At 68.8% G+C, this 25,221-nt stretch carries 24 protein-coding genes and 1 pseudogene; 8 read left to right on the forward strand and 17 right to left on the reverse strand.

Annotated features, from left to right (window positions below):
• Positions 1–42: 42 nt before the first annotated feature.
• Positions 43–1,218: a site-specific DNA-methyltransferase gene (locus tag K9D25_RS03530; RefSeq protein ID WP_244379283.1), complete on the forward strand. Its 1,176-nt coding sequence runs from the start codon at positions 43–45 to the stop codon at positions 1,216–1,218.
• Positions 1,219–1,289: 71 nt separating this feature from the next.
• Here K9D25_RS03530 and K9D25_RS25035 read toward each other — a convergent pair whose 3' ends face one another.
• On the reverse strand, positions 1,290–1,487 hold the full coding sequence (locus tag K9D25_RS25035; protein ID WP_432207934.1) for a CsbD family protein: 198 nt from the start codon (positions 1,485–1,487) through the stop codon (positions 1,290–1,292).
• A 93-nt stretch (positions 1,488–1,580) separates the two neighbouring features.
• Positions 1,581–2,669: pseudogene (mutY, locus tag K9D25_RS03540) on the reverse strand (A/G-specific adenine glycosylase); the annotation flags it as partial.
• 66 nt (positions 2,670–2,735) lie between these two features.
• Here mutY and K9D25_RS03545 point away from each other — a divergent pair.
• A complete protein-coding gene (locus K9D25_RS03545) occupies positions 2,736–3,248 on the forward strand; it encodes a DUF721 domain-containing protein (RefSeq protein WP_244379284.1) in 513 nt (170 codons plus the stop codon).
• A 132-nt stretch (positions 3,249–3,380) separates the two neighbouring features.
• The gene (locus K9D25_RS03550) at positions 3,381–4,037 is read left to right on the forward strand and encodes a DsbA family protein (protein WP_244379285.1); all 657 of its coding nucleotides are present in this window, start codon (positions 3,381–3,383) and stop codon (positions 4,035–4,037) included.
• A gap of 103 nt (positions 4,038–4,140) precedes the next feature.
• On the opposite strand, the gene K9D25_RS03555 is transcribed toward K9D25_RS03550, so the two are convergent.
• Both K9D25_RS03555 and K9D25_RS03560 read right to left on the reverse strand, forming a co-directional pair.
• Positions 4,141–4,572 (reverse strand): VOC family protein, encoded by a 432-nt coding sequence (locus K9D25_RS03555; RefSeq protein ID WP_244450781.1) that lies wholly within the window; start codon positions 4,570–4,572, stop codon positions 4,141–4,143.
• Positions 4,573–4,664: 92 nt separating this feature from the next.
• A complete protein-coding gene (locus K9D25_RS03560) occupies positions 4,665–5,780 on the reverse strand; it encodes a PA0069 family radical SAM protein (RefSeq protein WP_244450782.1) in 1,116 nt (371 codons plus the stop codon).
• 335 nt (positions 5,781–6,115) lie between these two features.
• Between K9D25_RS03560 and K9D25_RS03565 the strand changes: the two genes are divergently transcribed.
• Positions 6,116–6,703: a glycosyl transferase gene (locus K9D25_RS03565; RefSeq protein WP_244379287.1), complete on the forward strand. Its 588-nt coding sequence runs from the start codon at positions 6,116–6,118 to the stop codon at positions 6,701–6,703.
• A 4-nt stretch (positions 6,704–6,707) separates the two neighbouring features.
• Here the strand turns inward: K9D25_RS03565 and moaB are convergent, their stop codons facing one another.
• The 4 genes from moaB to K9D25_RS03585 form a co-directional block, all read right to left on the reverse strand.
• On the reverse strand, positions 6,708–7,271 hold the full coding sequence (gene moaB / locus K9D25_RS03570; protein ID WP_244379288.1) for a molybdenum cofactor biosynthesis protein B: 564 nt from the start codon (positions 7,269–7,271) through the stop codon (positions 6,708–6,710).
• An 8-nt stretch (positions 7,272–7,279) separates the two neighbouring features.
• Positions 7,280–8,176 carry a KPN_02809 family neutral zinc metallopeptidase gene (ypfJ, locus tag K9D25_RS03575; protein ID WP_244379289.1) on the reverse strand — a complete coding sequence of 299 codons (897 nt, stop codon included), beginning with the start codon at positions 8,174–8,176 and terminating at the stop codon, positions 7,280–7,282.
• A gap of 100 nt (positions 8,177–8,276) precedes the next feature.
• Positions 8,277–8,909 (reverse strand): alpha/beta hydrolase, encoded by a 633-nt coding sequence (locus K9D25_RS03580; protein WP_244379291.1) that lies wholly within the window; start codon positions 8,907–8,909, stop codon positions 8,277–8,279.
• Between the two features lie 60 nt (positions 8,910–8,969).
• Positions 8,970–9,902 carry a ring-cleaving dioxygenase gene (locus K9D25_RS03585; RefSeq protein ID WP_244379292.1) on the reverse strand — a complete coding sequence of 311 codons (933 nt, stop codon included), beginning with the start codon at positions 9,900–9,902 and terminating at the stop codon, positions 8,970–8,972.
• 189 nt (positions 9,903–10,091) lie between these two features.
• Between K9D25_RS03585 and K9D25_RS03590 the strand changes: the two genes are divergently transcribed.
• Positions 10,092–11,057: a LysR family transcriptional regulator gene (locus K9D25_RS03590; protein WP_244379293.1), complete on the forward strand. Its 966-nt coding sequence runs from the start codon at positions 10,092–10,094 to the stop codon at positions 11,055–11,057.
• Here K9D25_RS03590 and K9D25_RS03595 read toward each other — a convergent pair.
• Positions 11,047–11,496: a MarR family winged helix-turn-helix transcriptional regulator gene (locus K9D25_RS03595; protein ID WP_244379294.1), complete on the reverse strand. Its 450-nt coding sequence runs from the start codon at positions 11,494–11,496 to the stop codon at positions 11,047–11,049. The genes K9D25_RS03590 and K9D25_RS03595 overlap by 11 nt on opposite strands.
• A gap of 173 nt (positions 11,497–11,669) precedes the next feature.
• Between K9D25_RS03595 and K9D25_RS03600 the strand changes: the two genes are divergently transcribed.
• Both K9D25_RS03600 and K9D25_RS03605 read left to right on the forward strand, forming a co-directional pair.
• Positions 11,670–12,692 carry a sugar-binding transcriptional regulator gene (locus tag K9D25_RS03600; protein ID WP_244379296.1) on the forward strand — a complete coding sequence of 341 codons (1,023 nt, stop codon included), beginning with the start codon at positions 11,670–11,672 and terminating at the stop codon, positions 12,690–12,692.
• Between the two features lie 121 nt (positions 12,693–12,813).
• Complete coding sequence (locus K9D25_RS03605; protein WP_244379298.1) at positions 12,814–14,163, forward strand: NAD(P)H-dependent oxidoreductase; 1,350 nt, start codon at positions 12,814–12,816, stop codon at positions 14,161–14,163.
• Between the two features lie 78 nt (positions 14,164–14,241).
• Here K9D25_RS03605 and K9D25_RS03610 read toward each other — a convergent pair whose 3' ends face one another.
• The 7 genes from K9D25_RS03610 to K9D25_RS03640 form a co-directional block, all read right to left on the reverse strand.
• A complete protein-coding gene (locus K9D25_RS03610) occupies positions 14,242–14,523 on the reverse strand; it encodes a hypothetical protein (protein WP_244379300.1) in 282 nt (93 codons plus the stop codon).
• A 75-nt stretch (positions 14,524–14,598) separates the two neighbouring features.
• Positions 14,599–18,033 (reverse strand): error-prone DNA polymerase, encoded by a 3,435-nt coding sequence (locus K9D25_RS03615; protein WP_244379301.1) that lies wholly within the window; start codon positions 18,031–18,033, stop codon positions 14,599–14,601.
• Between the two features lie 7 nt (positions 18,034–18,040).
• The gene (locus tag K9D25_RS03620; protein ID WP_244450783.1) at positions 18,041–19,477 is read right to left on the reverse strand and encodes a DNA polymerase Y family protein; all 1,437 of its coding nucleotides are present in this window, start codon (positions 19,475–19,477) and stop codon (positions 18,041–18,043) included.
• 64 nt (positions 19,478–19,541) lie between these two features.
• Entirely contained in the window at positions 19,542–20,396 is an 855-nt protein-coding gene (locus tag K9D25_RS03625; protein WP_244379303.1) for an ImuA family protein, read from the reverse strand.
• Between the two features lie 67 nt (positions 20,397–20,463).
• Positions 20,464–20,907, reverse strand: a complete 444-nt coding sequence (locus K9D25_RS03630) for a GtrA family protein (protein ID WP_244379304.1) — start codon at positions 20,905–20,907, stop codon at positions 20,464–20,466.
• 40 nt (positions 20,908–20,947) lie between these two features.
• On the reverse strand, positions 20,948–22,711 hold the full coding sequence (locus K9D25_RS03635; protein WP_244379305.1) for an ArnT family glycosyltransferase: 1,764 nt from the start codon (positions 22,709–22,711) through the stop codon (positions 20,948–20,950).
• The gene (locus K9D25_RS03640; RefSeq protein ID WP_244379306.1) at positions 22,708–23,745 is read right to left on the reverse strand and encodes a glycosyltransferase family 2 protein; all 1,038 of its coding nucleotides are present in this window, start codon (positions 23,743–23,745) and stop codon (positions 22,708–22,710) included. Before K9D25_RS03640 ends, K9D25_RS03635 begins: the two co-directional genes overlap by 4 nt.
• Positions 23,746–23,878: 133 nt before the next feature.
• Between K9D25_RS03640 and K9D25_RS03645 the strand changes: the two genes are divergently transcribed.
• Entirely contained in the window at positions 23,879–24,784 is a 906-nt protein-coding gene (locus tag K9D25_RS03645; protein WP_244379307.1) for a ChbG/HpnK family deacetylase, read from the forward strand.
• Here K9D25_RS03645 and K9D25_RS03650 read toward each other — a convergent pair.
• On the reverse strand, positions 24,767–25,132 hold the full coding sequence (locus K9D25_RS03650; protein WP_244450784.1) for a DUF983 domain-containing protein: 366 nt from the start codon (positions 25,130–25,132) through the stop codon (positions 24,767–24,769). The genes K9D25_RS03645 and K9D25_RS03650 overlap by 18 nt on opposite strands.
• Between the last annotated feature and the right edge of the window lie 89 nt (positions 25,133–25,221).

A 25,221-nucleotide genomic window follows, 5' to 3' on the forward strand; every position in this document is an offset into this window, starting at 1 on the left:
CACGAGTTCCGTTGCGTCCTGTACGAGTAGGGTAGAGCGTTCATGAAGGTCGTTCGCAACGGGGAAGCCCAAAGAGCTCCCCGATCCGGCATTGCCCGTCCCGCTGGCCTGCCCTCCCAGTTGCCCCTCGACAGCATCATCCGCGGCGATTGCGTCGCCGCTTTGTCACGGCTTCCCGCCGCGTCGGTCGATCTCGTCTTCGCCGATCCGCCCTATAATCTCCAGCTTCAGGGCGAGCTGAAGCGGCCCGACGACAGCCGGGTCGACGCGGTTGACGATGCCTGGGACAAGTTCGACAGTTTCGAGGCCTATGACGCCTTTACCCGCGCCTGGCTGCTGGCGGTGCGCCGGGTGCTCAAGCCCACAGGCACGCTGTGGGTGATCGGCTCTTACCACAACATCTTCCGGGTCGGGTCGCTGCTGCAGGACCTCGATTTCTGGATCCTCAACGACATCGTCTGGCGCAAGACCAACCCGATGCCGAATTTCCGCGGCCGGCGCTTCACCAATGCGCATGAGACGCTGATTTGGGCGGCCCGCGAACCCGGCGCCAAGGGCTACACCTTCAATTACGAGGCGCTGAAGGCGGCCAATGAGGATGTGCAGATGCGCTCCGACTGGCTGTTTCCGATCTGCTCGGGCCATGAGCGGCTGAAGGATGACACCGGCCACAAGGTTCATCCGACGCAGAAGCCGGAGGCGCTGCTCGCCCGCGTCATCCTCTCCGCGTCCAAGCCGGGCGATGTGGTGCTTGACCCCTTCCTCGGCTCGGGCACGACGGCGGCGGTAGCCAAGCGGCTGGGCCGGCATTTCGTCGGCATCGAGCGCGATGCCACCTATGCTGACGCCGCGCAGGCGCGAATCGACGCGGTGGAGCCGCTGCCCGATCTCGCTCTGGTGCCGGCACCGACGGCGCGCGAGGCGCCGCGCATCGCTTTCAACGCGCTGGTAGAGCGGGGCCTGCTGCCCCCCGGCACGCTGCTCACCGACGCCAAGGCGAAGGTCCGCGCGCTGGTGCGCGCCGACGGCACGCTGTCGCTGGAGACGGCGCCGGGGCTGGGGCAGATCGGCTCCATCCACCGTGCCGGTGCGATTGCTCAGGGAATCGAGGCCTGCAATGGCTGGACCTATTGGCACATCGCCACCCGCGAAGGGCTGCGCCCCATCGATTCGCTGCGCGCGGTCGTCCGCTCGGAAATGGCAATGGCGGCGGAGTAGGCCCGACTTTCCATTCTGGACAAGCAAAAAGGCCGCCCATCCGGGCGGCCTTGCCATTAAAGCTGTGCGGCTCAGAGATCGCCGGCCTTCTTCACCGATTCCTTGATCTCGCCCTTGGCCTGCTGGGCTTCGCCCTTGAGTTCCTGCACCTTGCCTTCGGCCTGAAGACGCTCGGAGCCGGTGGCCTTGCCAACACCCTGCTTGATGTTGCCCATGGCCTCGTTGCCCATGCCCTTGGCCTTGTCCATCGTGCTACCCATGGTCGTCATCTCCTGTTTTGATCCGCTCGTGCGGCTTGCAGGAACAACGATCCGGGAGCGCAAAGGTTCATTCACACAGACGTAATCCTTGCGCGCGGGGGCGGGAGACGCATGGGCCAGAACCTTGCGCATGACCGACGGAAACGCCTCGGCCTCGAAACCCTGCGGCACGACCCAGCGATGGCCCGCCGGCGCGGGCTGGCTCGCCGGCAGTTCCGCCCGCCAGACCTGCAGTTCCAGCGCGAAATGGCTGAACACATGGGTGACGGTAGCGTTGAGCGCCGTCCAGGACGCCTCGACCGGAGCATGCGCCGCGGGATGGATGACGCCGCCGGGCTCCCAGGGCGTCGACGGCACCTCGCTCATACCGCCCAGCAGGCCTTTCGGCGGCCGCGAGCGCACCAGCACAGCGCCATCCGCCCGCACGGCGAGGAAGGCCACGCCCTGGCGGGTCGGCCGCGCGGACTTGGCAGCTTTCACGGGATAACGCTCCGGCGCCCCGCCGGCGTGGGCGGAACAGGGGCCCTGCCACGGACAAAGCGCGCAGGCCGGCTTGCGCGGCGTACAGATCGTGGCGCCGAGATCCATCATGGCCTGGGCGAAATCGCCGTAGCGCGCGGCTGGCAACAGGGTGAGCGCCAGCGCGCGCAGCCGGGGGCGCGCCTTGGGCAGCGCCTCTTCCACCGCGAAGAGGCGGGACACCACCCGCTCCCAATTTCCGTCGACCGGCGCGGCGCGGCGCTCGAAGGCAATGGCGGCAATCGCCGCCGCTGTGTAGGGACCAATGCCCGGCAGGGCGAGGAGCGCCGCCTCCTCTGACGGGAACTGGCCGCCATGGTGCTCGACCACCGCTCTGGCGCAGGCATGAAGATTGCGCGCGCGGGCATAATAGCCAAGCCCCGCCCAGGCGGAGAGCACCTCCTCCAGCGGCGCCGCCGCCAGCGCGGCGACCGTTGGCCAGCGGCGCAGGAAGTTCTCGTAGTATGGCGCGACCGTCACGACGGTGGTCTGCTGCAGCATGATCTCGGAGAGAAAAACCCGATAGGGGTCCTGCCGCCTTCCCGGCGCCGCGCGCCAAGGGAGGCGCCGACGATGCCGGTCATACCAGGCGAGCAGCGCGCCGGGATCGGGAGCGGCAAGGGCAGCGGCGGATGCGGCGGCGGGGGCGGCTGGATTGGCGACGGCTTGCATGCGATCCTCAGGCACAACGCCCGCACCGTGGCCGCTTCGACCGCGCCGGGCAAGACACGAGTTGAGATGGCCCCGCGTTCCCACACCCGCCCGCTTGCCGACCTGATTGACGGCGCCATTGCCGAATGCTGCCGCCGGCGTGGCCTCGCCTCGGTGGAAATCGTCACCCGCTGGGCCGATATTGTCGGCGACGCGCTGGCGGCACGGGCGGTGCCGATTAAGCTCGCCTGGCCATCACGACCGGACAGCGGTGAACCCGGCGTGCTGCATGTGCGCGTGGAGGGCGGCTTCGCCATCGAATTGCAGCACGACGCGCCGGTCGTCATCGACCGGGTCAACCGCTATTTTGGCTGGCGCTGCATCGGCCGGCTGGCGCTGAAGCAGGGCCCGGTGCCGCGTCCGCGGCCGCGCTTCCGCTTCCAGGAGCCGGACGCGGCCGAATGCGGCGCCGCCCGGCAGCGAATCGCCGCGACCGCCGGTTCCTTCGAGGACGACGCGCTCGCCACCGCCCTCGCCCGGCTCGGCGCGCTGGTGACCCGGGAGAAGCGGGGCAAGGGGCGAGGCTTCACGCAGCGGTGAGGCGTGCGCCGGCAGCCCCCCGTTGCCATGACGCCGCCCTGGCTGTACGCGCTAGAAGAAGGGCGCAAGGCGCGGGCCTACGCACAGACATTCAGGCCGGTGGACATGTCCGGCTGCTTCTGGAGACCGACAATGATCGACCGCCGTCGCTTCCTCGAAGGTGTTGGCACCCTCGCCCTCTCCCTTGCCGCCTTCGGTACGCTCGCCGGAAGCCTGATCGGGCGCGCGGAGGCGCAGACGGTCGACACGGCCAAGCTGATGGCGCCCGGGGCACTACCCGACCAGGTGCTGGGCAAGGCCGACGCGCCGGTGACCATCGTCGAATATGCCTCGATGACCTGCGGTCACTGCGCGCATTTCCATGAGACGACCTATCCGGTGCTCAAGGAGAAATATATCGACACCGGCAAGGTGCGGTTCATCCTGCGCGAATTCCCGCTCGACATCGTCGCCAAGGCGGCTTTCATGCTGGCGCGCTGCGGCGGCGAGGGCAAATATTACCCGATGACCGACACGCTGTTCGAGACCCAGAAGAACTGGGCGTTCTCGAACAATCCGGCGCAGGCCCTGCTTGCCATCGCCAAGCAGAGCGGCATGACGGAAGAGCAGTTCAACGCCTGCCTCAACGACACCAAGCTGGCCGGCCAGATCGACGAGGTTGCCAAGCGCGGCGCCGAACTCGGTATCGACTCGACCCCGACCTTCTTCATCAACGGCAAGAAGGTGTCGGGCGCGATGAGCCCGGAGCAGCTCGACAAGGAACTCGCCCCGCTGCTCGGCGGCAACTGAACCTCACGGGCTGTAGCCCGCCCGGCCTCTCCCGGCTCGGTGCCGCCGGATCGACGCGCCGGCCGCGCCGTCGATGCGGACCCGACATGCGCGCGCTGCCGGCTCAGTCCGGCAGAACGATGCGGCCGGAAGCATCGAAGGGAAAGCCGGGATTGTGGGCGATCTCCCAGGGGTGACCGTCGGGGTCGGCGACATAGCCGGAATAGCCGCCCCAAAAGGTCGGCTGCGCCGGACGCAGCGGCCGCCCGCCCGCGGCCACGGCGCGAATCAGCGTCGTGTCCACTTCCGATCGGCTCGCCCGGTTGCAGGCGAGCGCGATGCCGCCGAACGCACCCGGGCGGCCTGCGACCACGCCGGCATCGGCAGCGAGTTCCACGCGCGGATAGAGCGAAAGCACCACGCCGCCGGCATCGAAAAAGGCCGCTCCGGTGGCTTCCTTCACGCGTCGCACAAGGCCCAGCGCCTCATAGAAGGTGACCGCGCGCTTCAGATCCGCGACGCCCAACGTCACCAGCGAGAGCTGCAGTGGCGGCATGACGCGCGCCGTGCCTTTCGGCTCGGACACCGGAGCACCGTCGTCCGCCGCAGGCGCGCCCCTCCCGTCCGGATTCATCCCCATGTTCCCGCTCATGCGCCTTCTCCGAACAGTGACAATTGCTCACCTTTCTGCGGCGGGCGGGTGAAATGGCGGGTGGAAAGCCGCGTCGAGCGCCGGTTCAGCCCCAGCCTCTCCACCGCGATCTCAAAGCGGCGGGCTAGCGTCCAGGCATAGGGACCGGTGCCGGTCATGCGCTGGCCGAAGGTGGAATCATATTCCCGCCCGCCATGCAGTTCCTTCAACAGCGACAGCACATGGCGGTAGCGGTCAGGGAAATGGGTGAGCAGCCATTCGCGGAACAGGTCGCGGATTTCCAGCGGCACGCGCAGCATGACATAGCCGGCTTCCGACGCGCCGGCCGCCGCCGCCGCATCGAGAATGCGCTCCATCTCGGCATCGGTGACGGCGGGTATCACCGGCGCCACCAGCACGGCGGTCGGCACGCCGGCGTCGGAAAGCCGGCGCAGCGTGTCCAGACGCCGTGAGGGCGTCGCCGCGCGCGGTTCCATCAGCCGCGCCAGCTTGGGGTCGAGCGTGGTGATGGACAGCGCCACCTTCGCCAGCCCCTTCTCCGCCATTGGCCCCAGAATATCGAGGTCGCGCACCACCAGCGCCGATTTGGTGACGATACCGACGGGATGGCCGAAATCGCGCAGCACTTCGAGAATACGGCGGGTCAACCGCCACTCGCGCTCGATTGGCTGATAGCCATCGGTGTTGATGCCGAGCGCGATGGTACGCGGCTCGTAGCCGGGCTTCGACAACTCCTTGGCCAACAGCTCCGGCGCGTCGGGCTTGGCGAACAGCTTGGTTTCGAAATCCAGCCCGGCGGACAGGCCCTGATAGGCGTGGGTCGGCCGCGCGAAACAATAGACGCAGCCATGCTCGCAGCCGCGATAAGGGTTGATCGAGCGGTCGAACCCGACATCGGGCGAGTCGTTGCGGTTGATGATGGTGCGCGGCTTCTCCACCGTCACGCTGGTGCGGAAGGCCGGCAGGTCGTCCAGTTCCTGCCAGCCATCGTCGAAGCGCTCACGGCTGTGCGGCTCAAAGCGCCCGGCCGGATTGGAGAGCGCCCCCCGCCCGCGCCGACGCTCACCCTCCACCAGCCAGTCCGGCATAGGCGGGGGCGCCACGGCGTCCATGTCGGACAGGCCGGTGAGGTCGCGCGCCGCCTCCGCCCGCTCCTGCGCGCGAGCATCGCGACGCTGCTGCGCCAAGCGCCCCAGATGGCGCGGGGCGGCCGGCGGTGCGGTCGGGGCAGAAGAGCGATCGGAGACGGAGCTTTGCATGTCGGGGCCTCTCGCGGAGACTGTTCTTTACGCCAGCATTGAGAACATATCAAGAACATTGACCGAATTGCGACGGCCGGACTGTACGGGCGCCGAAGCGTGGGTTAGGCAGGAAAAGCTCTTTCCCTCAGGCTCGGGGCGCCTCCCCGGCCGTTCCCAGACCCGGATCCTTCAAGGGTGGCCACGGCGTGATCTCGGTCGTCATTCCCACAAGTGCGGGCGCCAAGCGGCTGATTCCCACCCTTTCCTCGCTGGTGCCCGGCGCTGCCGCCGGGCTGGTGCGGGAGGTGCTGCTGGTCGATTCGGGCAATGCGCCGGATGTGGCGGAAATCGCCGACGCCGCCGGCTGCGAATATCTCGCCGGCCCGGCCGACACCGGCGCAAGGCTGCGCCAGGGCGCGGCGGCGGCGCGGGCCTCCTGGCTGCTATTCCTCGAACCGAGCGGCCTGTTGCAGGAAGGCTGGGCGCGTGAGGTGCGAAACTTCACCGACCAGATCGAGCGCACCGGCGCCGCCGAACGCCGGGCGGCGACCTTCCGGCTGGCGCTGGACGGTTTCGGCATCTCGCCACGGGTGAGGGAGGCGGCGGCAATGCTGCGTCACGCGCTCACCGGGCGGCCACGCCCGGAACAGGGCCTGCTGCTGCACCGCCGTCTCTACGAGACGCTCGGCGGGCACACGCCGGGACCCAACGCCAATCGCCGTCTGCTTTCCCGGGTGGGCCGCAAGCGGCTGGTGCTGCTGCGCTCGCAGATCCTGCTGCCGGAAGAAGGCTGAAAGCTCATCCCGTCGGACCGGTTGGGGCGCGCAGCTTGCCGCGCTTCAAATGTTCATCGAGACGCGGGAGAATCTCGACGAAATTGCAGGGCTTGTGCCGGATGTCGAGCTGGTGGACCAGAATCTCGTCCCATCCGTCTCGGCAGGCGCCCGGGGACCCAGGCAGGCAGAACACATAGGTGGAGTTGGCGACGCCGGCGGTGGCGCGGCTCTGCAGGGTCGAGGTGCCGATCTTGCCGAAGGAGACCATGTGGAACACGGTCGAGAAACCTTCCATCCGTTTCTCGAACAGTGGCTCCAGCGCTTCCGGCGTCACGTCGCGGCCGGTAAAGCCGGTGCCGCCGGTGGTGATGACGACATCGATGGCGGGATCGGCGATCCAGCCCGCCACTTTCGCGCGGATCGTCTCCACATCGTCTGGCACGATGGCACGGTCGGCGAGGCGGTGACCGGCCGTCTCCGCCCGCTCGGCGAGAGTGTTGCCGGAGCGGTCCTCGGCCAGCATGCGGGTGTCGGAAATGGTGAGCACCGCGATGGCAAGCGGCACGAACGGCGTCTGATCGGTCATCGTCTCTCTCAGATCGAACCCTTGAAGGTGTTGCACTGCGCCAGCGAGCCCTTGGCGAGACCCTGCCGGAACCATTTCACCCTCTGGGCGGAGGTGCCATGGGTGAAGCTGTCGGGCACGACATAGCCCTGCGCCTGCTTCTGCAGCCGGTCGTCGCCAATGGCGGCGGCGGCGTTCATCGCCTCTTCGATATCGCCGTCTTCGAGAATGCGCCACTGCGCATCGGCGTGGTGCGCCCACACGCCGGCGAGACAATCGGCCATCAGTTCGACCCGGACGGACAGTGCATTGGCCTCCGAGCGAGAGACCTGACGCTGGCGGGCCTGCACTTTTTCAAGAAGGCCGATCTGGTTCTCGACATGATGGCCGACCTCATGGGCAATGACATAGGCGGCGGCGAAGTCACCCGGGGCGTTGAAGCGCCGCTTGAGGTCCTTGAAGAAGGAGGTGTCGAGATAGACCTTCTGGTCGCGCGGGCAGTAGAACGGGCCGACGGCGGCATCCGCCGCGCCACAGGCCGAACGGGTGGCGCCAGTGAACAGCACCATGCCAGGCTCGCGATAGGTCGCCCCCTCGCCCTTGAAGATCGGTTTCCACACATCCTCGGTCTGTGCGAGCACCACGGCGGCGAAATCGCCGAGCTTCTGGTCCTCGGCGCTGAGGTTGCGCGGGGGCGCGCTCTGGCGCTGCGGGGAAGTCTGGCTGGACGGGCTGCCGTCGCCGAGCAGGATTTCAGCGCCGCCGATCAGCACGGCCGGGTTGATGCCGGTGGCCCAGGCGATGAGGCCGACAATGATCAGCCCGCCAATGCCAAGGCCTCCCCGGCCCATGCCGCCGCCGCCACCAAAGCCGCCGCCGCGCCGGTCCTCGACATTGCCGCTCCGGCGGAAATCCTCCCAACGCATCCTCACCTCCCGGACGGTAGTGCCACGGCACGAGTGTGAAACACCCGTGCCGTGGCAGCAATGCGCCGGGAGGCATCCGGTTCCGCCGGATGTGGGGCCGTCAGGCAGCCGTTCGCGCCGGAGCCCGCAGAAAGTCGCGGGCAAGCGTCAGGTCCGCCTGGGAGAGCCCGTGCCCGGCCGGGAGGGTGCGGTGGTCGAGCGCCGCCCCCGCCGCGCGCAGCTGGCCGGCGAGGCGGGCAGCGTTCTCTTCCGGTACGATCGGGTCCATCGCGCCGGAGAGCAGCAGCACCCGTCGCCCGGCGAGATCGGCCGGGGGCGGCACCGCGAGAGGCACCATAGCGCGCATCAGCACAGCGCCGGCCAGCACGTTCGGCTGGGTCAGCAGCAGCGCGGCGGCGATGTTGGCGCCGTTGGAAAAGCCGACCGCGATCGGCGCGGCGAGCCCATAGGCGGCGCGCGCCTCGGCGATGAAGCCGGCGAGTTCGGCGGCGCGGGCGCGCACATCGTCCTCGTCGAACACGCCCTCGCGCAGGCGGCGGAAGAAGCGCGGCATGCCGCCCTCCAGCACCTTGCCGCGCGGGGACAGCAGCGCGGCGCCCGGCGCGATCATGCCGCCGAGCGAGACAAGGTCGTTCTCGTCGCCGCCAGTGCCGTGGAGCAGCAGCAGCGGGGCGACACCCGGCTCGCGGGCGGGCTCATAACGATGCACGAAGGAAAGCGCGGCGTCGGTCATGACGGCCTCCTCGTCAGGGATGGAAAGGGGGCGCCGCCCAGCGGGGCGGCGCCGCGTCGTTCAGGCGATCTCGGGCAGTACGGCCTCGATCTGGCTGCGGCGGCTCTCAAGGAAGCCGGGCAGCTTCAGCGCCTCGCCCAGGCTCGCCGCCGGCTCATCGGCCGCGAAGCCGGGAATGTCGGTAGCGATCTCGAACAGCACATGGCCGGGCTCGCGGAAATAGACGGACCGGAAATAGTTGCGGTCCTTCTGCTCCGTGGTGGCGATGCCGTGGTTCTCGTTCAGCTTCTTCACCATGGCGAATTCGGCCGCGTCGTCCGCGGCGCGGAAGGCGATATGGTGCACCGAGCCGCCGCCCATGCGGGCGGGCAGGAAGCCGCCGGCCTCGTGGATATCGACGATGCCGCCGATCTCCGTGCCTTCGGCCTTGAAGCGCACCAGCGTGCCCTCGCGGCCGATCTGCGTGAAGCCGAACACGTCGGTGAGGATCGCCCCGGTGGGGGCCGCCTCGGCCAGCAGAAGGTTCACGCTGTGAAAGCCGCGAAGGGCGTTCTCGGCGGGAACGTCGGTGCCGAGCCAGGCCGGTTCGTTCTCAGCCCCGGCGACGCCGATGAGCGCCAGGCGGGTGCCGTGCGGGTCCTTGAACGCCAGAACGGTTTCGCCGAAGCGCTTCACCGGCGCGCTGTGCGCCACGCCCTTCTCGACGAAGCGCTGCGTCCAGTAGCCGATGGAGCCGGCGGGCACGCGGAACGCGGTCTCCTGCGTCTCGCCGATGCCGACGCGGCCCGGGGCGACATGATCCCAGGGAAAGAAGGTGAGGATGGTGCCGGGCGAACCGGCCTCGTCGCCATAATAGAAGTGGTAGGTGCCGGGATCGTCGAAATTGACGGTCTTCTTCACCAGCCGCAGGCCGAGTGTCTTCGTGTAGAATTCAACGTTGCGGCGCGCATTGCCGGCGATCGCCGTCACATGATGGATGCCATTGCGGTTCATGATCTTGCCCTCCTGTGAGCGCCAACCGCGCTCCGTTGCGACAAGAGATAACCCGGCAGCAGCGCAATGCCAGACCTTATCAATTGCGTTGACGCAATCTCATCTGTGCTGCTATCGTTTATGCGTGGCAGGTGGGCCTGAGAGGCGCGTGTGCGCCGCCATCCGTCATCGCCACATTCGGGGAGCAGCATGGCCGAACCGTTCAAAAATCTCGGATGGGACGATTTCCGGCTGATCAAGGCGGTGGCGGATGCCAAGGGCCTGCCGGCGGCGGCGATGACTCTCGGGGTCAACCATTCCACCGTGTTCCGCCGGCTCAAGCAGATCGAAGAGCAGCTCGGCACGGTGCTGTTCGAGCGCCACCGCACGGGCTATGCGCTCACTCCCGCTGGCGAGGAGATGGTGGCTCTCGCCAACCGGCTCGACGAGGAAATCACCGCCGTCGGCCGCAAGCTCGCCGGGCGAGAACCCGCACCCTCCGGCGAACTCCGGGTTACCACGCCGGATTCACTGCTGATCCATCTGTTGATGCCGATGCTCGCCACCTTCCGCGACCGCTACCCGGAAGTGCGGCTCGATATCGTGCTCAGCAACCAGCCGCTCAATCTCTCCAAGCGCGATGCGGATGTCGCCATCCGCGCTACCGACAATCCGCCGGAAAATCTCGTCGGCCGCCGCGTCGCCCGTATCGCCTGGGCGCTTTATGGTCGGGCCGCCGATTTCCCTGAGCCGCGCGCGGTGACGCCGGAGCAGCTGGAAACATTCAACTGGGTGTCGCTCGGCGACAGCCTGGGTTCGCTGAAGACGGTGAAGTTCGTCCAGGAAAACGTCGCCGCCGACAAGGTCGCCTACAAGATCAACAGCGTGCTCGGCCTCGCCGAGGCGGTGGAGGCGGGGATCGGCATCGCGCATATCCCCTGTTTCATCGGCGATGCCCGGCCGTCGCTGGTGCGGCTCGGGCCGCCGGATGATGATTATGCCGCCGATCTCTGGCTGCTCACCCATCCCGACCTGCGGCATTCGCCGCGTGTGCGTGCCTTTCTTGACTTCCTCGCCGGGGAGATCGCCCGGCATCGCCGGTTCATCGAGGGCCAGATCGAACTGGACGCAGAAAGCTTGCCGGCGCCGGACGCCCCGTCCGCCGCTACGGCTTGAGCCGCGTCAGCAGCCGGTCGCGCAGCCGGCTGAGATCGTCGGTCAGGGCACGCAGATCCTCGGGTTCATGGTCGAGGCAGACGCCCATCTCACCGGGAACCCGCTCGGCCTCGTGCCGCAGGGCCCGCCCCTTGTCGGTGAGATAGACCCGCACCTGCCGCTCATCGGCCGCGTCGCGCAGCCGCCGCACCAGCCCGGCCGCTTCAAGCCGCTTGAGCAGCGGGGTCAGCGTGTTGGTCTCCAGCAGCACCCTGTCGCCGATCTGGCCGACGGTGAGCCCCTCCTCCGACCACAGCGTCACCATGGCGATGTATTGCGGGTAGGTCAGGCCCAGCCGATCCAGCATCGGCTTGTAGACGCGGTTGAACGCGTGATTGGCCGAATAGACCGCGAAGCAGAGGAAATCCTTGAGCTGAAGCGTGTCGTCAGTGCTGGACATCGTGCAACCATGCGTACCCTAAGCTCGCACCGTGCCCCCGCCGGGAGCTGCCGACAAGCGGGTTTTTGCGTAACGGCAGCCCATTTCCGAATATCGCGAAGGCGCCTGGTTTGAAGATGGCGCGCGGCTCCTCTATAGCAACCGGGATACTTTCGTCGGGGGGTGAGGTGTTCATGTCGGGTGGAGCTGCGACGACCAGGCCGGGCAGCCTGAGCGAGGCGCCCTCGCTCGCCGATCTCAGCCCGACCGGACGGCGCTCGGCGCGGCTGCGGCTGCGCGCGGCCTGGATGTATTATGTCGAGGGCATGACCCAGAGCGCCATTGCCGAGGCGCTGGACATTGGCCGCGTCACCGTGGTCCGCCTGCTCGCCGACGCCCGCCAGCTCAACGAGGTGAAAATCTCGCTTTCACGCGAGATCGCCGAGCTGCCGCGGCTGGAAATGGGGCTGCAGAAAGCGTTTGGCCTGCGCGAGGCGGTGGTCGCCCCCGTCTCCGGCCCGTTCGCCGACGCCACCAGCGCCATCGGCGCGGCGACCGGGCTGTTCATCTCCGACCTCATCCGCTCCGACATGAAGATCGGCTTCGGCTGGGGCCGCACGCTGATGCGCGCGCTCGGCTTCATCGACGAGAAGACGGTCTCCAACCTCCAGGTGATCTCGCTGCTCGGCGGCATCACCAAGGCCAAGCAGTACAACCCGTCGGAATTCGCCTGGCAGCTGTCGCGGCTGTTCCAGGCCGACTGCCACCTCATCGCCGCCCCCGCCATCGTCGACAGCATCGCCACCAAGCAGGCGCTTATCGAGCGCTGCGGCCTCGGCACCGTCTACAACCTCGCCCGCGAGATGGACGCGGTGGTGCTCAGCGTCGGCGAGATGGATTCGGAAAGCACGTCGCTGCGCTTCGGCTTCTTCTCCGACGCCGACTGGGCCTCGCTGATCGCCGCCGGTGCGGTGGGCGATGTGGTCTATAACTTCATCGATATTGAGGGTCGGCCGGTCGACCACCCCATCAATACCCGCGTCATGTCGATTCCGATCGAGACACTGCAGGCGACACCCGAGCGCATCCTCACCTCCGGCGGGCCGGGCAAGGCCAAGGCGGTGCTGGCCGCGCTGCGCATGCTGCGCCCCACCGTGTTCATCACCGACGAGATCACCGCTGCGGCGGTACTGGAAGAGGCCGGCGCCGCCTATTGAAAACGTGGAAGCGCGGGATGCGGTCGCACGCGCTCTTTGCCTCGGAACAAATGTCGAGTACCGAAGAACAATGACGCTTGCGCCGAAAGCCGCAGGCGCGCCTCAGGGAAGGATTGGGCGTATGCTCGGTGCAAACAGGTTCGGTGCTGGCGGGATCGTGCGGACGGGGATCGCCGCCGAACTGGAACAGTGGACCGCCAAGCATGGGCCGGTAACGATCGGCCTCGCCGGCGCCGGCCAGATGGGCACCGACCTCATCGTGCAGGCAGCGCTCATGCCGGGCGTGCGCATCGGCGCCGTCACCGAATTGAACGCGCAGGCAGCAATCGACGCCGCGCTCATGGCCGGGCACCGCCGCGAGGACATCGTCACCGCCGGGACCAGCGCCGCGATTGATCGCGCCATCGAGGCCGGGCACTTCGTCATCACCGACGACTACACCGCGATGTGCGCTTCCGGCCATATCGACGTGGTGATCGACGCCACCGGCAGCCCGAATATCGGCACGCTCGTCTCGCTGGAGGCCATCCGCAACGGCAAGCATGTGGTGCTGCTGAGCGTGGAGGCCGACATCACCATCGGCCGCTTTCTCAAGCAGGAGGCACGCGCGGCGGGCGTCGTGCTCACCGGCGCGGCGGGCGACGAGCCGGCCGCCACCATCGAGCTGATCGGCTTCGCCCAGGCGCTGGGCTTCGACATTGTCTGTGCCGGCAAGGCCAAGAACAACGCCTTCAAGCCGGACGCCATTCCCGACGAGTTCGAGGAAGAGGCGCGGGCGCGCAACATGAATCCGCGCATGCTGGTGGAGTTCGTCGACGGCTCCAAGACCATGGTGGAGATGACGGCGCTGGCCAACGCCACTGGCCTTGTACCCGACGTGCCCGGCATGCACGGGCCGCATGCGGACCGCGACGTGCTGGCGCAGGTGCTGTGCACCAAGGAGGATGGCGGCATCCTCTCGCGCTCCGGCGTGGTCGACTTCACCCTCGGCAAGGGCGTGGCGCCGGGCGTGTTCTGCATCGTCAAGCCGCGCCATGACCGGGTGATCGAGCGCATGGCCGACCTCAAGGTCGGGCCGGGCCCCTGCTTCGCGCTGATCCGTCCCTACCATCTCACCAGCCTGGAAGTGCCGCTCTCGGCGGTGCGCGCGGTGATGCACGGCACGCGCGACATGGAGGTGCTGGACCATCCCGTCGCCGAATGCACGGCGGTGGCCAAGCGCGACCTCAAGCCGGGGGATGTCCTCGGCAAGATCGGCGAATATGATTATCGCGGCTACACGATGAGCTGGCGCGATGCGCGCGACAGCTTCGCCTTGCCACTCGGCCTTGCCGAACGGGCGCGGGTGCTGAAGCCGGTGAAGGCCGGCGAGCGGCTGACCTATGACAACTGCCTGCCCGACGAGCAGCTCATCGTCACCCAGATCCGCCGCCGCCTCGACCAGACCGACGCGCAGTTCCTCGCGGCATAGCGGGGGCTGACAGCACGCCGCAACACGCCGGACGGCCCGCAGGGCCGCACCGGGATCGGGCCGTGAGAGGCCGACGCCTCAGGCGTTGCCGGGGCGTGAAGTAGCCAGGTTGGTGAAGCGGGCATCGGCGAGGCGCGCTTCGGCCTCGGCCAGCGCTTCGGCCAGCTGCCGCACCTGGGCGGGATCGAGCACCAGTTGCAGTGCCGGCACCGGCTCGCCGGGCTTGGGCTGCTGGGTGCCGATCTCCAGCCGCAAGCCCACCTTGTCGGTGCCGAAAAGGGCGGTGGTGAAGGCCAGCATCGGCCACACCTTCAGATGACCCTTGTCGTCCTTCTCCCAATCATCGAAGCGCTGCGCCATGGGTGTCTCCTCCTTGTGTCGCTCCCCGTCTAGCATCGAAACGGCCGCACGCGACAGGCCGGGTGGGCGGGGCCTTCAATGGAAATCCCGCGATTTCGGCAGCACCCGCACCTGCCGGGGATGACCCTGCCCGGAACGGCGGCCAGCGAGCAGATGCCCCGGCGGCGAAGGTTTTCCCTGCCCCCGCACATCCTCGCCCGGATCGGCCTGTGGCGAGGGCATGGCGCGCACATCCTCGAACAGGCGGGCGAGTTCGGCCGTGCGGTCGAACACCCGCTCGCCCATCACATGCACGACCCCCTCCTTGCTCTTCTGCACCCGTCCCTCCACCACGACGAGCCGGGCGCCCATCACTTCCGCCCGGTAGCGCTCGAACTGGCGGGTCCACAACAGCACGTTGACGATGCCGGTCTCGTCCTCCAGCGTCATGAAGATGGCATTGCCCTTACCCGGCCGCTGGCGCACCAGCACGATGCCGGCCGCGCGCAGCCGCACCCCGTCCCGCGCCGCCGCGACCTCGGCGCTGGAGGCCACGCCCTCAGCGGCGAACACCGCACGCAGCATGCCCATCGGGTGCCCTTTCAGCGACAGGCGCGTGGTCTGATAGTCCACCGCGATCTGCTCGGGCAGCGGCATCAGCGGCAGATGTGCCTCCGCATCGCTGCCGAGTTCGCGCGCCTCGACTGCGGCAAACAAGGGCAGCGGCGCATCGTCCGGCAGCCGGCGCATGGCCCAGGCGGCCTCGCGCCGGTCGAGCCCCAGGGAGCGGCAGGCATCGGCGTCCGCCAGCTTGGCGAGCGCCGCCGCCGGGAGGCGGGAGCGGTGGGCGAGCGTCTCGACATCGTGCAGGAAGCCGCGCGTCCGCGCCTTCACCAGTTGCGCGCTCCATTCCTCCTTGAAGCCGTCGAGCTGGCGCAGGCCGAGCCGTAGCGCCAGCGGCACGCCCGGCGCGTCACGCTCCAGCGTGTTGTCGTGGAAGCTGAAATTCACGTCCGGCCCACGGATCTCCACCCCGTGCTCTTGCGCATCGCGCACGATCTGCGCCGGGGCATAGAAGCCCATGGGCTGGGAATTGAGCAGCGCGCAGGCGAAGATCGCGGGATAGCGGCATTTGAGGAAGGCGGAGATGTAGACCAGCTTGGCGAAGGAGGCGGCGTGGCTTTCCGGAAAGCCATATTCGCCAAAGCCCTTGATCTGCTCGAAACAGCGGGCGGCGAAGGCGGGGTCGTAGCCGCGCGCGCTCATCCGCTCCACCAGCAGCTTCTGAAAAGTGCCGATGGTGCCGTTATGGCGGAAAGTGGCCATGGCGCGGCGCAGCCGGTTCGCTTCTGCATCGGTGAATTTCGCCGCCACCATGGCGAGGTGCATCGCCTGTTCCTGAAACAGCGGCACGCCGAGTGTCCGCTCCAGCACCTCGCGCAGTTCGCCCGGCGGGTTCGGCGGGGCCGGTGAGGGATACTCCACCGTCTCCAGCCCGTCGCGCCGACGCAGATAGGGATGCACCATGTCGCCCTGGATCGGGCCGGGACGGACGATGGCCACCTGGATGACGAGATCGTACAGCCGGCGGGGTTTCAGGCGCGGCAGCATGTTGATCTGCGCCCGGCTCTCCACCTGGAACACGCCGATGGAATCGCCCTTGCACAGCATGTCGTAGACATCGGGCTGCTCGCGCGGCACCTCGGCGAGGCCCCAGTCGATTTCCTCATGCGCGCGCAGGAGATCGAGCGACTTGCGGATGCAGGTGAGCATGCCGAGCGCCAGCACGTCGACCTTGAGCAGGCCGAGCGTATCGATATCGTCCTTGTCCCATTCGATGAAGGTGCGGTCCTTCATGGCGGCATTGCCGATCGGCACCGTCTCGTCCAGCCGGTGCTGGGTCAGCACGAAGCCGCCGACATGCTGGGAGAGGTGGCGGGGAAAGCCGAGCAGGCGCGTGGCGAGACCGATGGCCCGCGCCACCATCGGGTTTGACGGGTCGAGCCCCGCCTCGCGTGCCTGGCGCTGGTCGATCTCCTTGCCCCAGCTACCCCACACCGTGCCGGCGAGGCGGGCGGTAATGTCCTCGGTGAGACCGAGCGCCTTGCCGACATCGCGGATCGCGCTCTTCGGGCGGTAGGAGATGACGGTGGCGACGATGCCGGCCCGCTCCCGCCCATAGCGCGCATAGATGTACTGCATCACCTCCTCGCGCCGCTCATGCTCGAAATCGACATCGATATCGGGCGGCTCGTTGCGCTCGCGGGCGATGAAGCGTGAGAACAGCAGGTTGCTTGTCGCGGGGTCGACGGCGGTGATGCCGAGTACGTAGCAGACGGCGGAATTGGCCGCCGAGCCGCGCCCCTGGCACAGAATGCCCCGCCGCTCGGCAAAATCGACGATGTCGCGGATGGTGAGGAAATAGGGGGCGCAGCCAAGCTCGCCGATCAGCCCCAGCTCCACCTTGAGCTGGCGTTCCACCTTGTCCGGCACGCCCTCGGGATAGCGGATGGCGGCGCGCTGGAAGGTCAGTTCCTCTAGCCGCTGCTGCGGCGTGTAGCCGGGCGGGACGGGTTCGGCGGGATATTCATATTTCAACTCCCCGAGGGAGAAATCGAGGCAGGCGAGATAGGCGGCGATCTCCTCCACCGCCTCCGGCGCCGCGCGGAACAGCCGTGCCATCTCGCCCGGGCCTTTCAGATGACGTTCGGCATTGGCCTCCAGCAGCCGCCCCGCGGTCTCGACGGTGACGCCCGCGCGGATGCAGGTGAGCACGTCCTGCAGATCGCGCTCATCGGGATGATGGTAGAGCACGTCATTGGTGGCGAGGAGCGGCACGCCCGCCTTGGCCGCCAGCGCTTTGAGCCCCGCCAGCCGGCGCCGGTCGTCGCCCCGGCGGCGCATGGTGGCGCCGAGCCACAGCGCTCCAGGCGCCGCCTGTTTCAGCCGGGCGAGAACGGGCGCGAGGTCCGGCAGCCTCTTAGCCGGCATATCATCCGGCGGCATCACAATGAGCGAGAGTCCGCCGGCATCGGCCAGCAGGTCGTCGAGGAGCAGCCGGCACTCCCCCTTGCCCACCCGCAGATTGCCTTGGGTGAGCAGCCGGCACAGCCTTGCCCAGCCGGCGCGCGAGCGCGCATGGGCGACGATGTCGGGCGTGCCATCGGCAAAGACCAGCCGCGCGCCAACGGCGAGGGTGAAGGGCAGCGCCGCCTCGCGCCCGGCATCGGCCGCCGCCTCCGCCCGGTGGCGCAACACGCGGGTGAGGAGATCGTCTTCCTCCACCCCCGCCGGCACGGGGGGCGGGTGCCCATTCCGCCGCGCGGTCCAGAAGGCGGCGTAGCGCTCGCCGCATTCCTTCACCGCCGCATGCGCCCGCACCACGCCGGCGACGGTGTTGCGGTCGGCGAGGCCAAGCCCGGCATGGCTGAGCAGCAGCGCCTGCGCCACCAGATCGCCAGCAGCCGAGGCGCCGCGCAGGAAGGAGAAATTCGAGGCAGCGACGAGTTCGGCAAAGAAGGGCGCGCTCATCCCCGCCTCACGGAAACAGGCCGTGCAGGAACCAGCGCGGCTGGCCGGCGGGGCCCGCCGCCTCGCGGCCGTAAAGGCCGGCGCGGAACAGCCAGAAACGCCGGCCCTCGCGGTTTTCCACCCGGTAATAGTCGCGTGTCGGCGCCGCCGCCGGCTGGCGCCACCATTCCGGGGCGAGCCGCTCCGGCCCTTCGGCGCGGGCGACTTCGTGCACCACCCGCCGCCAGCGGAAGCGCAAAGGCGGGCCGTCCGGAACCTCGGCCAGCGCTTCTACCGGCTGGGGCGGGTCGAACAAAGTGAGCGGGCGCGCCAGCACATCCGGCGGGGTCGGCGATGGGGCGGGAGCGCCGCCCGCCGGCACCAGCGCGCTGGCACGGTCGGGGTCATGGGTGTCACGCTGAAGGAATCGCAGCACCCGCTCGCGGCCCAGCCGCACGCTGAGCCGGTCGATCAGCGCCGCGACTTCCTCTTCTTCCACGGCGCGGCCGTCGAGGCTCACCTGCGCCGGGGTGAGCGGTTCGGCCCGCAGCACGCCGAGCCGCACGAGATCGAAGCCGAAGCCTGGGTCGAGCGGGTCCGCCAGCGCCTCGATCCGCTCGCGCCACAGCCGGGCAAGCGCTGCCCCGTCGCGCAGCGGCCGCGCGGTTTCGATGCGCAGCCGCCGCACGGCGCCATCGGTGCGGAAGAAGCCGGCCTCGAAGGCTCGCCCGCCCTCACCGCGCGCCTCCAGCATCAAGGCGAGGTCGTCCACCAGCAAGGCGAGCGTCGCCTCGATATCGGCGGTGCGGGCGATAGGCTCGGCGAAGCGCCGCTCGGCAATGCATTCCGGCAGCGGGCGGCGGGGCACCAGCCGCACATCCTCGCGCCCCAGCGTGCGCGCGAGGCGGGTCAGCAGGTCCATGCCGAAGCGGGCGGCGAGCGGCGTGCCGGGGCGGGCGGCGAGGTCGCCAATGGTCTTGAGCCCGGCGCGGGACAGCCCGGTGACGATCTCCGCGCCCACCCCCAGCCGGGCGACGGGCAGGCCGGCCACCGCCTGCGCCTCCCCGCCCGGCGGCACCACCCCGCCCTTGCCGGAACGGGCGAGCGCCCGCGCGGCATCCGGCGTGCCGGCGATGACGGCGAGCGCCCCGAGGCCATGGCGCTGGAGATGGGCGAGCAGCCGCGCGCGCAGCGCTGCCTCGCCGCCGAACAGATGCGCGCAGCCGGTAATGTCGAGCATCAGCCCATCCGGCACGCCGTCGGGCATGTCGAGCGCCACCAGCGGCGTCCAGCGGTCGCAATCATCCGCCACCTCTTCCAGAAAGGCGGCGTCGGCGGCGGGGTCGTGGTCGAGCACGGCAAGGTCCGGTACACGGGCGCGCGCATCCGCCAGCGTCAGCCCGGGCGCGAGCCCGGCCCGGCGCGCGGCCCGGTCGAGCGCGGCGAGGCGCAGCGCATTGTGCACCTTCGCGACGAAAACCAGCGGCGCGCGCGCCAGAGGGTCGGCCGGAGCACCGGTCCGCCCGTCATCAGCCGGCGCGGCGCAGCGCGACGATCTCGCCCCGCCGCGCTTCCGGCGCAGCCGTTCGATCCGGTCGGCCGGCAGGAACGGGAACCACAGCGCGAGATAGCGGGTCGAGGTCGCGGAAGGTACAGGCCTCATGGTCCCACTCCAGTTTCCAGTCGCCGCCCTCCACCGGCCGGCCGCCCTCGCCTCCGCGATGGCGCAGCAAGGTGGCGTGGAAGGCCGGGGCGCCCGGCGCGTCGCCCTCCAGCGGAAAGGAGGCGGCCGGTGCCACCTGCCAGCGCGTCGCCACCGCCGTCGGCATGACCTGCGCCGCCCGATGCAGCAGAAAGCTCGTCACCCCGGAGGACGCCGCCCGCAGCCCGAGGCGGCGGGTCGCGGTAAGGTCCAGCGCCTTCGGCGTGCCCCAGATCTCGATCAGCAGCCCGCCCAGCCCGGCGCAACGCACCGCATCCCCCGCCGCGCGCAGCGCCTCCGCCCCGTCGCTCGCCCGCACCAGGATGAGGCGGGCCGGATCAAGGCCGAGTGCGGCAAGGCCGGGCGCGTCGAGCCGGCCGAATTCGGTGTCCGCCATGTCCTGGCGTACCCAGAGCAACGGCCGCCCCTCCCCCGCGCCGTCGCGGCGCAGCGCCCGCAGCGCCAGCGCCAGCGCGAAGCCGGCGGCGGCCGGCATGTCGGCGCTGGCCAGTGCCTGCACCTCGTGCACGGCGCCACGGGCGAGGCGCACGCCGCCCTCCTCCGGCCCGGCGGCACCAAGGGAGAAGAACTGTTCGACGCCGGGCAGACGCTCCGCCTCCAGCCCGGCGAGCATCTTCCGCAGCGCCGCCACATCGCGGATCGGGTCCATGGGGGCGCTCATATGTTCATGCTTTGTTCCTTCTAAAACGACTCCATCCGCGCCGAGAGTCAAGCCGTCTTGAAAAGACTTACCCCTGCGTCGGAGGCCGCGCCGGATGCGCCGCCCGGAATGTCCACAAGGCATTGCCGGCATAGTGCCAGAGCACCAGAAGCCCAGTGACAAGGATTTGCGCCGGCAGATAGGGCGTGGCAAGGGGACCGGTGAGCAGCGTCATCAACAGCGCGTTCAGTGCCAGACCGATGCCGGCGACGGTGAAGAACTTCGCCATGGCCTCGCCGTGCGGCTTGGACGAGCGAAACACCAGCCGCCGGCCAAGCTGGTAGTTCACCAGTCCACCGACAACGAAGCCGGCGCAGGAACCGGCCACTGGCCCGGCAAGGCCGCTCTGCACCAGAGAAATGAGCACGGCATATTGCGCCAGCGTGCCGACACCGCCGAGCGCGGCGAACAGCAGCAGATGACGCAGCCGCGCGACGAGCGCCGCCTTCCGGTTCATCGTTGCCTCGCTCATGCCGGGCTCCGTCTGGAACGTTGCCTCATGGCGGGCACCCTCACGGCTTGGCCTTGGCGACCTGCGGCCCCGCCCCCTGCGCGCCGCCATTCTGCGAAACGACGGGCGCATCGACATCGGGGGCGTCGAGGTCCGGCCCGTCATCGTCCTGCTCCGGCACCTCCACCGGCGTGTGCCGCAGCCGCTGGTCACGCACCGAGGCGAAAGCAAGACCCATGCGCCTTACCGTCGCATAGGGCAGGCCCGGCGCGGCATCGCAGCCGACATGGCGCGCGGTCAGGATGAAATCGGCGTCCTCCCAGTCCTCCACAGCTTCGAAACGCGGACCAAGATAGGTCAGCGCCTGCACGTCCTCGGCGCAGACCGAAACCTTATAGGGATGGGCCGGCGGCTTCTCGCGCTCCATGCCGTGGCGCAGCGCCAGAGCTGCTTCGCGCAGGCTCGACGACCAATAGTCGCCCTCGAAGCGTCCCCACGCCCCCGGCGTGCCGCCGACGAGCTGGTTATAGGCGACATATTCGTAAGGGTGCAGGCGCCAGAGCACCGACGCGTTGAACAAAAACAGCCCCAGCGCCGCCAAAGCGAACGCCGCCCCGGCCAGCCGCGTCTGCCGGCTCAGCGCGTGGAAGGCGCCGACCAGTCCGAGCGAGGCCAGCACCGTCACCGGCGGCAGCACGAAGAGAAAATGCCGGATGCCGTTGTAAAGCGGCGGATCGGTGAGCACCGCAACCGCAATCGGCACCAGGATCGCCAGCGCCAGCGGCAGAGCGAGGAGCAGGTGCTGCGGCGACAGGCCGGTGGCGGCCAGACCTGCGCGGGTATGCGGCGCGCGCAGGCGCATCAGCAGCGCCCACATCGCCAGCCCAAGCCCGGCCAGCAGGCCGAACAGCGTCACCTCCGGCAGCTTGATGAAGAGATATTCCGGCATATAGGTCGCCGGCAGCTGGTCGATCGGCAGCAGCCGACCATTGATCAGCGTCTTGAGATCGAAGCTGAAATGGCTGAACGCGCCCAACGCCTTGAAAAGGTTGGTCGGCGGCAGCAGCGACCAGGGCCAGGTCACCGCCATGATGGCGAGCGCGACCAGACCCGCGACCACAAGGCGGGGCAGCAGCCGCACGAACAGGCGCGCATCCCGCAGCAGCAGCATCGCCGCGCCGAGGGTCACGGCGAGATAGAGAACCGCGAACACCCCGCCAACCCGCAGCCCCAGCGCGCAGCCGATCGCCACGCCGAGGCCAAGCATGGTGCGCCAGCGCGGCACGGCCCGCATCTCGCCCGCGAAGGCGGTGATGAAATACAGGCTCCACACCATGGCGGCGGCGAAGGGCACGTCCTTGGTGTGGGTGAACATCGCCCCGCCATACATGCCGGTGACGGCAAGCAGCAGCACCGCCACCACCCCGACCCCCTCACCGCCAAGGCGGGTCGCCAGCCGCCATGTGCCGATCAGGCCGACAAAGCCGAAGCCGGCCGACAGCAGATGGCGCCACTCATAGAGCGGCAGCGGCACATAGGGCTCAAGGCCGGCCGCGATCAGATCGAACAGCCCGCCATAGAGATAGAGGTTGATGTAGTGGAACGCCCGGTCATCGGTGAAGCCGCTCGCATACCAGGCCAACAGCAGCTGACCATAGGTGTGCTGCACCGGCTCGTCATTGCTGATGCCGTAGTCGCGAAAGGTCAGGACGATGAAGGCCGCCACCGCCGCGAAGACGGCGATAGTGACAAGGCGGGCCAGCGGGAGGGAGCCCAGTCCGGTGGACGGGGCGACGCGGAGATCGGACGAGGGGAAGAAGGTCACGAGGCGAAGCCCTCGGGGACCAGCGCCGGCGCGGTCCGAATTTCGGCATGCAGCGACGCGGCCGGCAGCGCCGCAGGCGGGGCGAAACCGATCTCGTCGGCGATGAGATAGAGCGGACGACGCTTCACCTCGGTGAAGATGCGCCCGACATATTCGCCGATGACGCCGAGACTGATGAGCTGCACGCCGGAGACGAACAGCATGCTGACCATGATGGTGGGGAAGCCGGGCGTGCGCACGCCGAAGACCAGCGCCTCGCCCAGCAGATACACACCGTAAAGCCCCGACAGGCCGGCGAGGATGACGCCCGCGAGCGACCACACGCGTAGCGGCACCATGGAGAAGGAGGAGAGGCCGTCGACAGCATAGCGCAGCAGGCGCAGCGTGTTGAACGAGCTCACCCCGCCGGCGCGCTCGGCGACCTCGAACTCGACCTCTTCCTGGCGGAAGCCGACCCAGCTGGTGATGCCCTTCATGAAGCGGTTACGCTCGGGCAGAGCGTTGATGGCGTCGACCACCCGGCGGTCGAACAGGCGGAAATCGCCCGCGCCCTCGGGAATCTCGACTTCGCACAGCGCGTGGAAGAAATGATAGAAGCCGCGCGAGAACAGCCGGCGCCCCAGCGGATCGGTGCGGCGCGAGCGGCGCACCGCCGTCACCATCTGCGCGCCACCGCGCCAGCGCTCGATCATCTCGGGGATGACCTCCGGCGGGTGCTGCAGGTCAGAATCCATCAGCACCACGATGTCGCCCACCGCCGCCCGCAACCCGGCGGCCATCGCCGACTCCTTGCCGAAGTTCCGGGCAAACCGCAGCGCCTTGATGGCGGGGTCCTGCGCGCCCAGCGCCGCCAGCAGCTCGAAGCTGCCGTCGCGGCTGCCGTCGTCGACGAAGACGAACTCCCGCTGCAGGCCGGGATAGGCATCCAGCACCGCGCACAGGCGCGCATGCAGCGCCGCCAGGCAGCGCGCCTCATTATACACAGGCACCACGATCGAGATCAGGCCCGGCCACCTAGGAGAAGCTGTCATCATGTTTTCAAGCTGATTTTACTTGATTGCGGACCCGCCAGCGGCGATGTTTACGTCAGGTAAGACATTCTTCCCTATAGTAAACACGCGCCCGCTTTCGCGAAGCTTGCATTGAACTAGGCGCCGATTGTGAACTTTGTTTGTCGGCCGGAACAGGGGCAAAATTCTGAAACCAATTGTCATCTGTGCCGATGATTACGGGCTGAGCGACGGCGTCAGCACCGCGATCGAGGAGCTTATCGAACGTGGCCGGCTCTCCGCCACCGGCGCCATGACCGGGATGCCCGGCTGGAAGCGGCGAGCGTCCGCGCTGAAGGCGCTGGTGGCGCACCACCCCGCCGATATCGGCCTGCACTTCACCCTCACCGGCCAGCGCGCGCTCTCACCGGCACGGGGCCTCGCACGGGATGGCCGCCTGCCGGAGATCGGTCCGCTGGTGTTGCGTGCGCTCGCCGGCGCCTTGCCGCGCGCCGCTTTGCGCGACGAACTCCGCGCCCAGCTCGATGCGTTCGAGGATGAATGGGGCGCGCCACCGGATTTCATCGACGGCCACCAGCACGCCCATGCGCTGCCGGGCATCCGCGCCATCCTCATCGCCGAGCTGACGGCGCGCTACGGCGCGCGCCTGCCCTGGATGCGCAACTGCACGGAGCCCGCCTTATGGGCGCGCCAGCGCAAGCTCGGGCTGCGCAAGGCGCTCATCGTCGGCACGCTCGCGGCCGGCAGCGCGCCGCAGGCGGCGAAAGCCGGCCTCGCCACCAATGACAGTTTTCGCGGCCTGTATGGCTTCACCGCCGAGCCACCCTATCGCACCGTGTTTCGGGCGAGCCTTGCCGGCCCCGGCTCGCGGGTGCTGGTGCATTGCCATCCCGGCATCGTCGATGACGAACTGCGCCGGCTCGACCCGCTGCTGGACCCTCGCGAACGTGAACTCGCCTATTTCCGCTCGGAAGCGTGCGGGGAAGATCTGGCCCGCGCCGGTGTGCGGCCGGCCCGCTTCCACGAAACCGCGCCGACACCCGGCTCAGTCGCGGGCGGCTGAGCCGGTCTCGGGGGCGTCGCCAGTGACGAGGCGCCCCTCCTCGGCCTTGTAGTAATACTGGCTCGCGACCAGCCAGCCCTTGAGCGGGCGCAGCGGCGGAATGCAGGTGAGGAGCAGCACCGGCAGGGTGGTGACCAGATGCACCCAATAGGGTGCCTGGAACGCCACCTCCAGCCACAGGCCGAAGATCACCGCCGGCACGCAGACAAAGCAGATGACGAAAAAGGCCGGCCCGTCGGCGGGATCGGCGAAGGAATAGTCGAGCCCGCAGGATTCGCAGCGTGGCGCCAGCTTGAGGAAGCCGTCGAACAGCCGACCCTGTCCGCAGCGCGGGCAGCAGCCCCGCATGCCGCATTCAAAGGGCGACAGCTTGGGGTAATGGCGGTCGGCCACCGGCACGGAAGGCAGGCGGACGGACTGCAGCGGCACGGTCGAGG

Source organism: Ancylobacter polymorphus, assembly GCF_022836935.1.
GTDB lineage: Bacteria > Pseudomonadota > Alphaproteobacteria > Rhizobiales > Xanthobacteraceae > Ancylobacter > Ancylobacter polymorphus_A.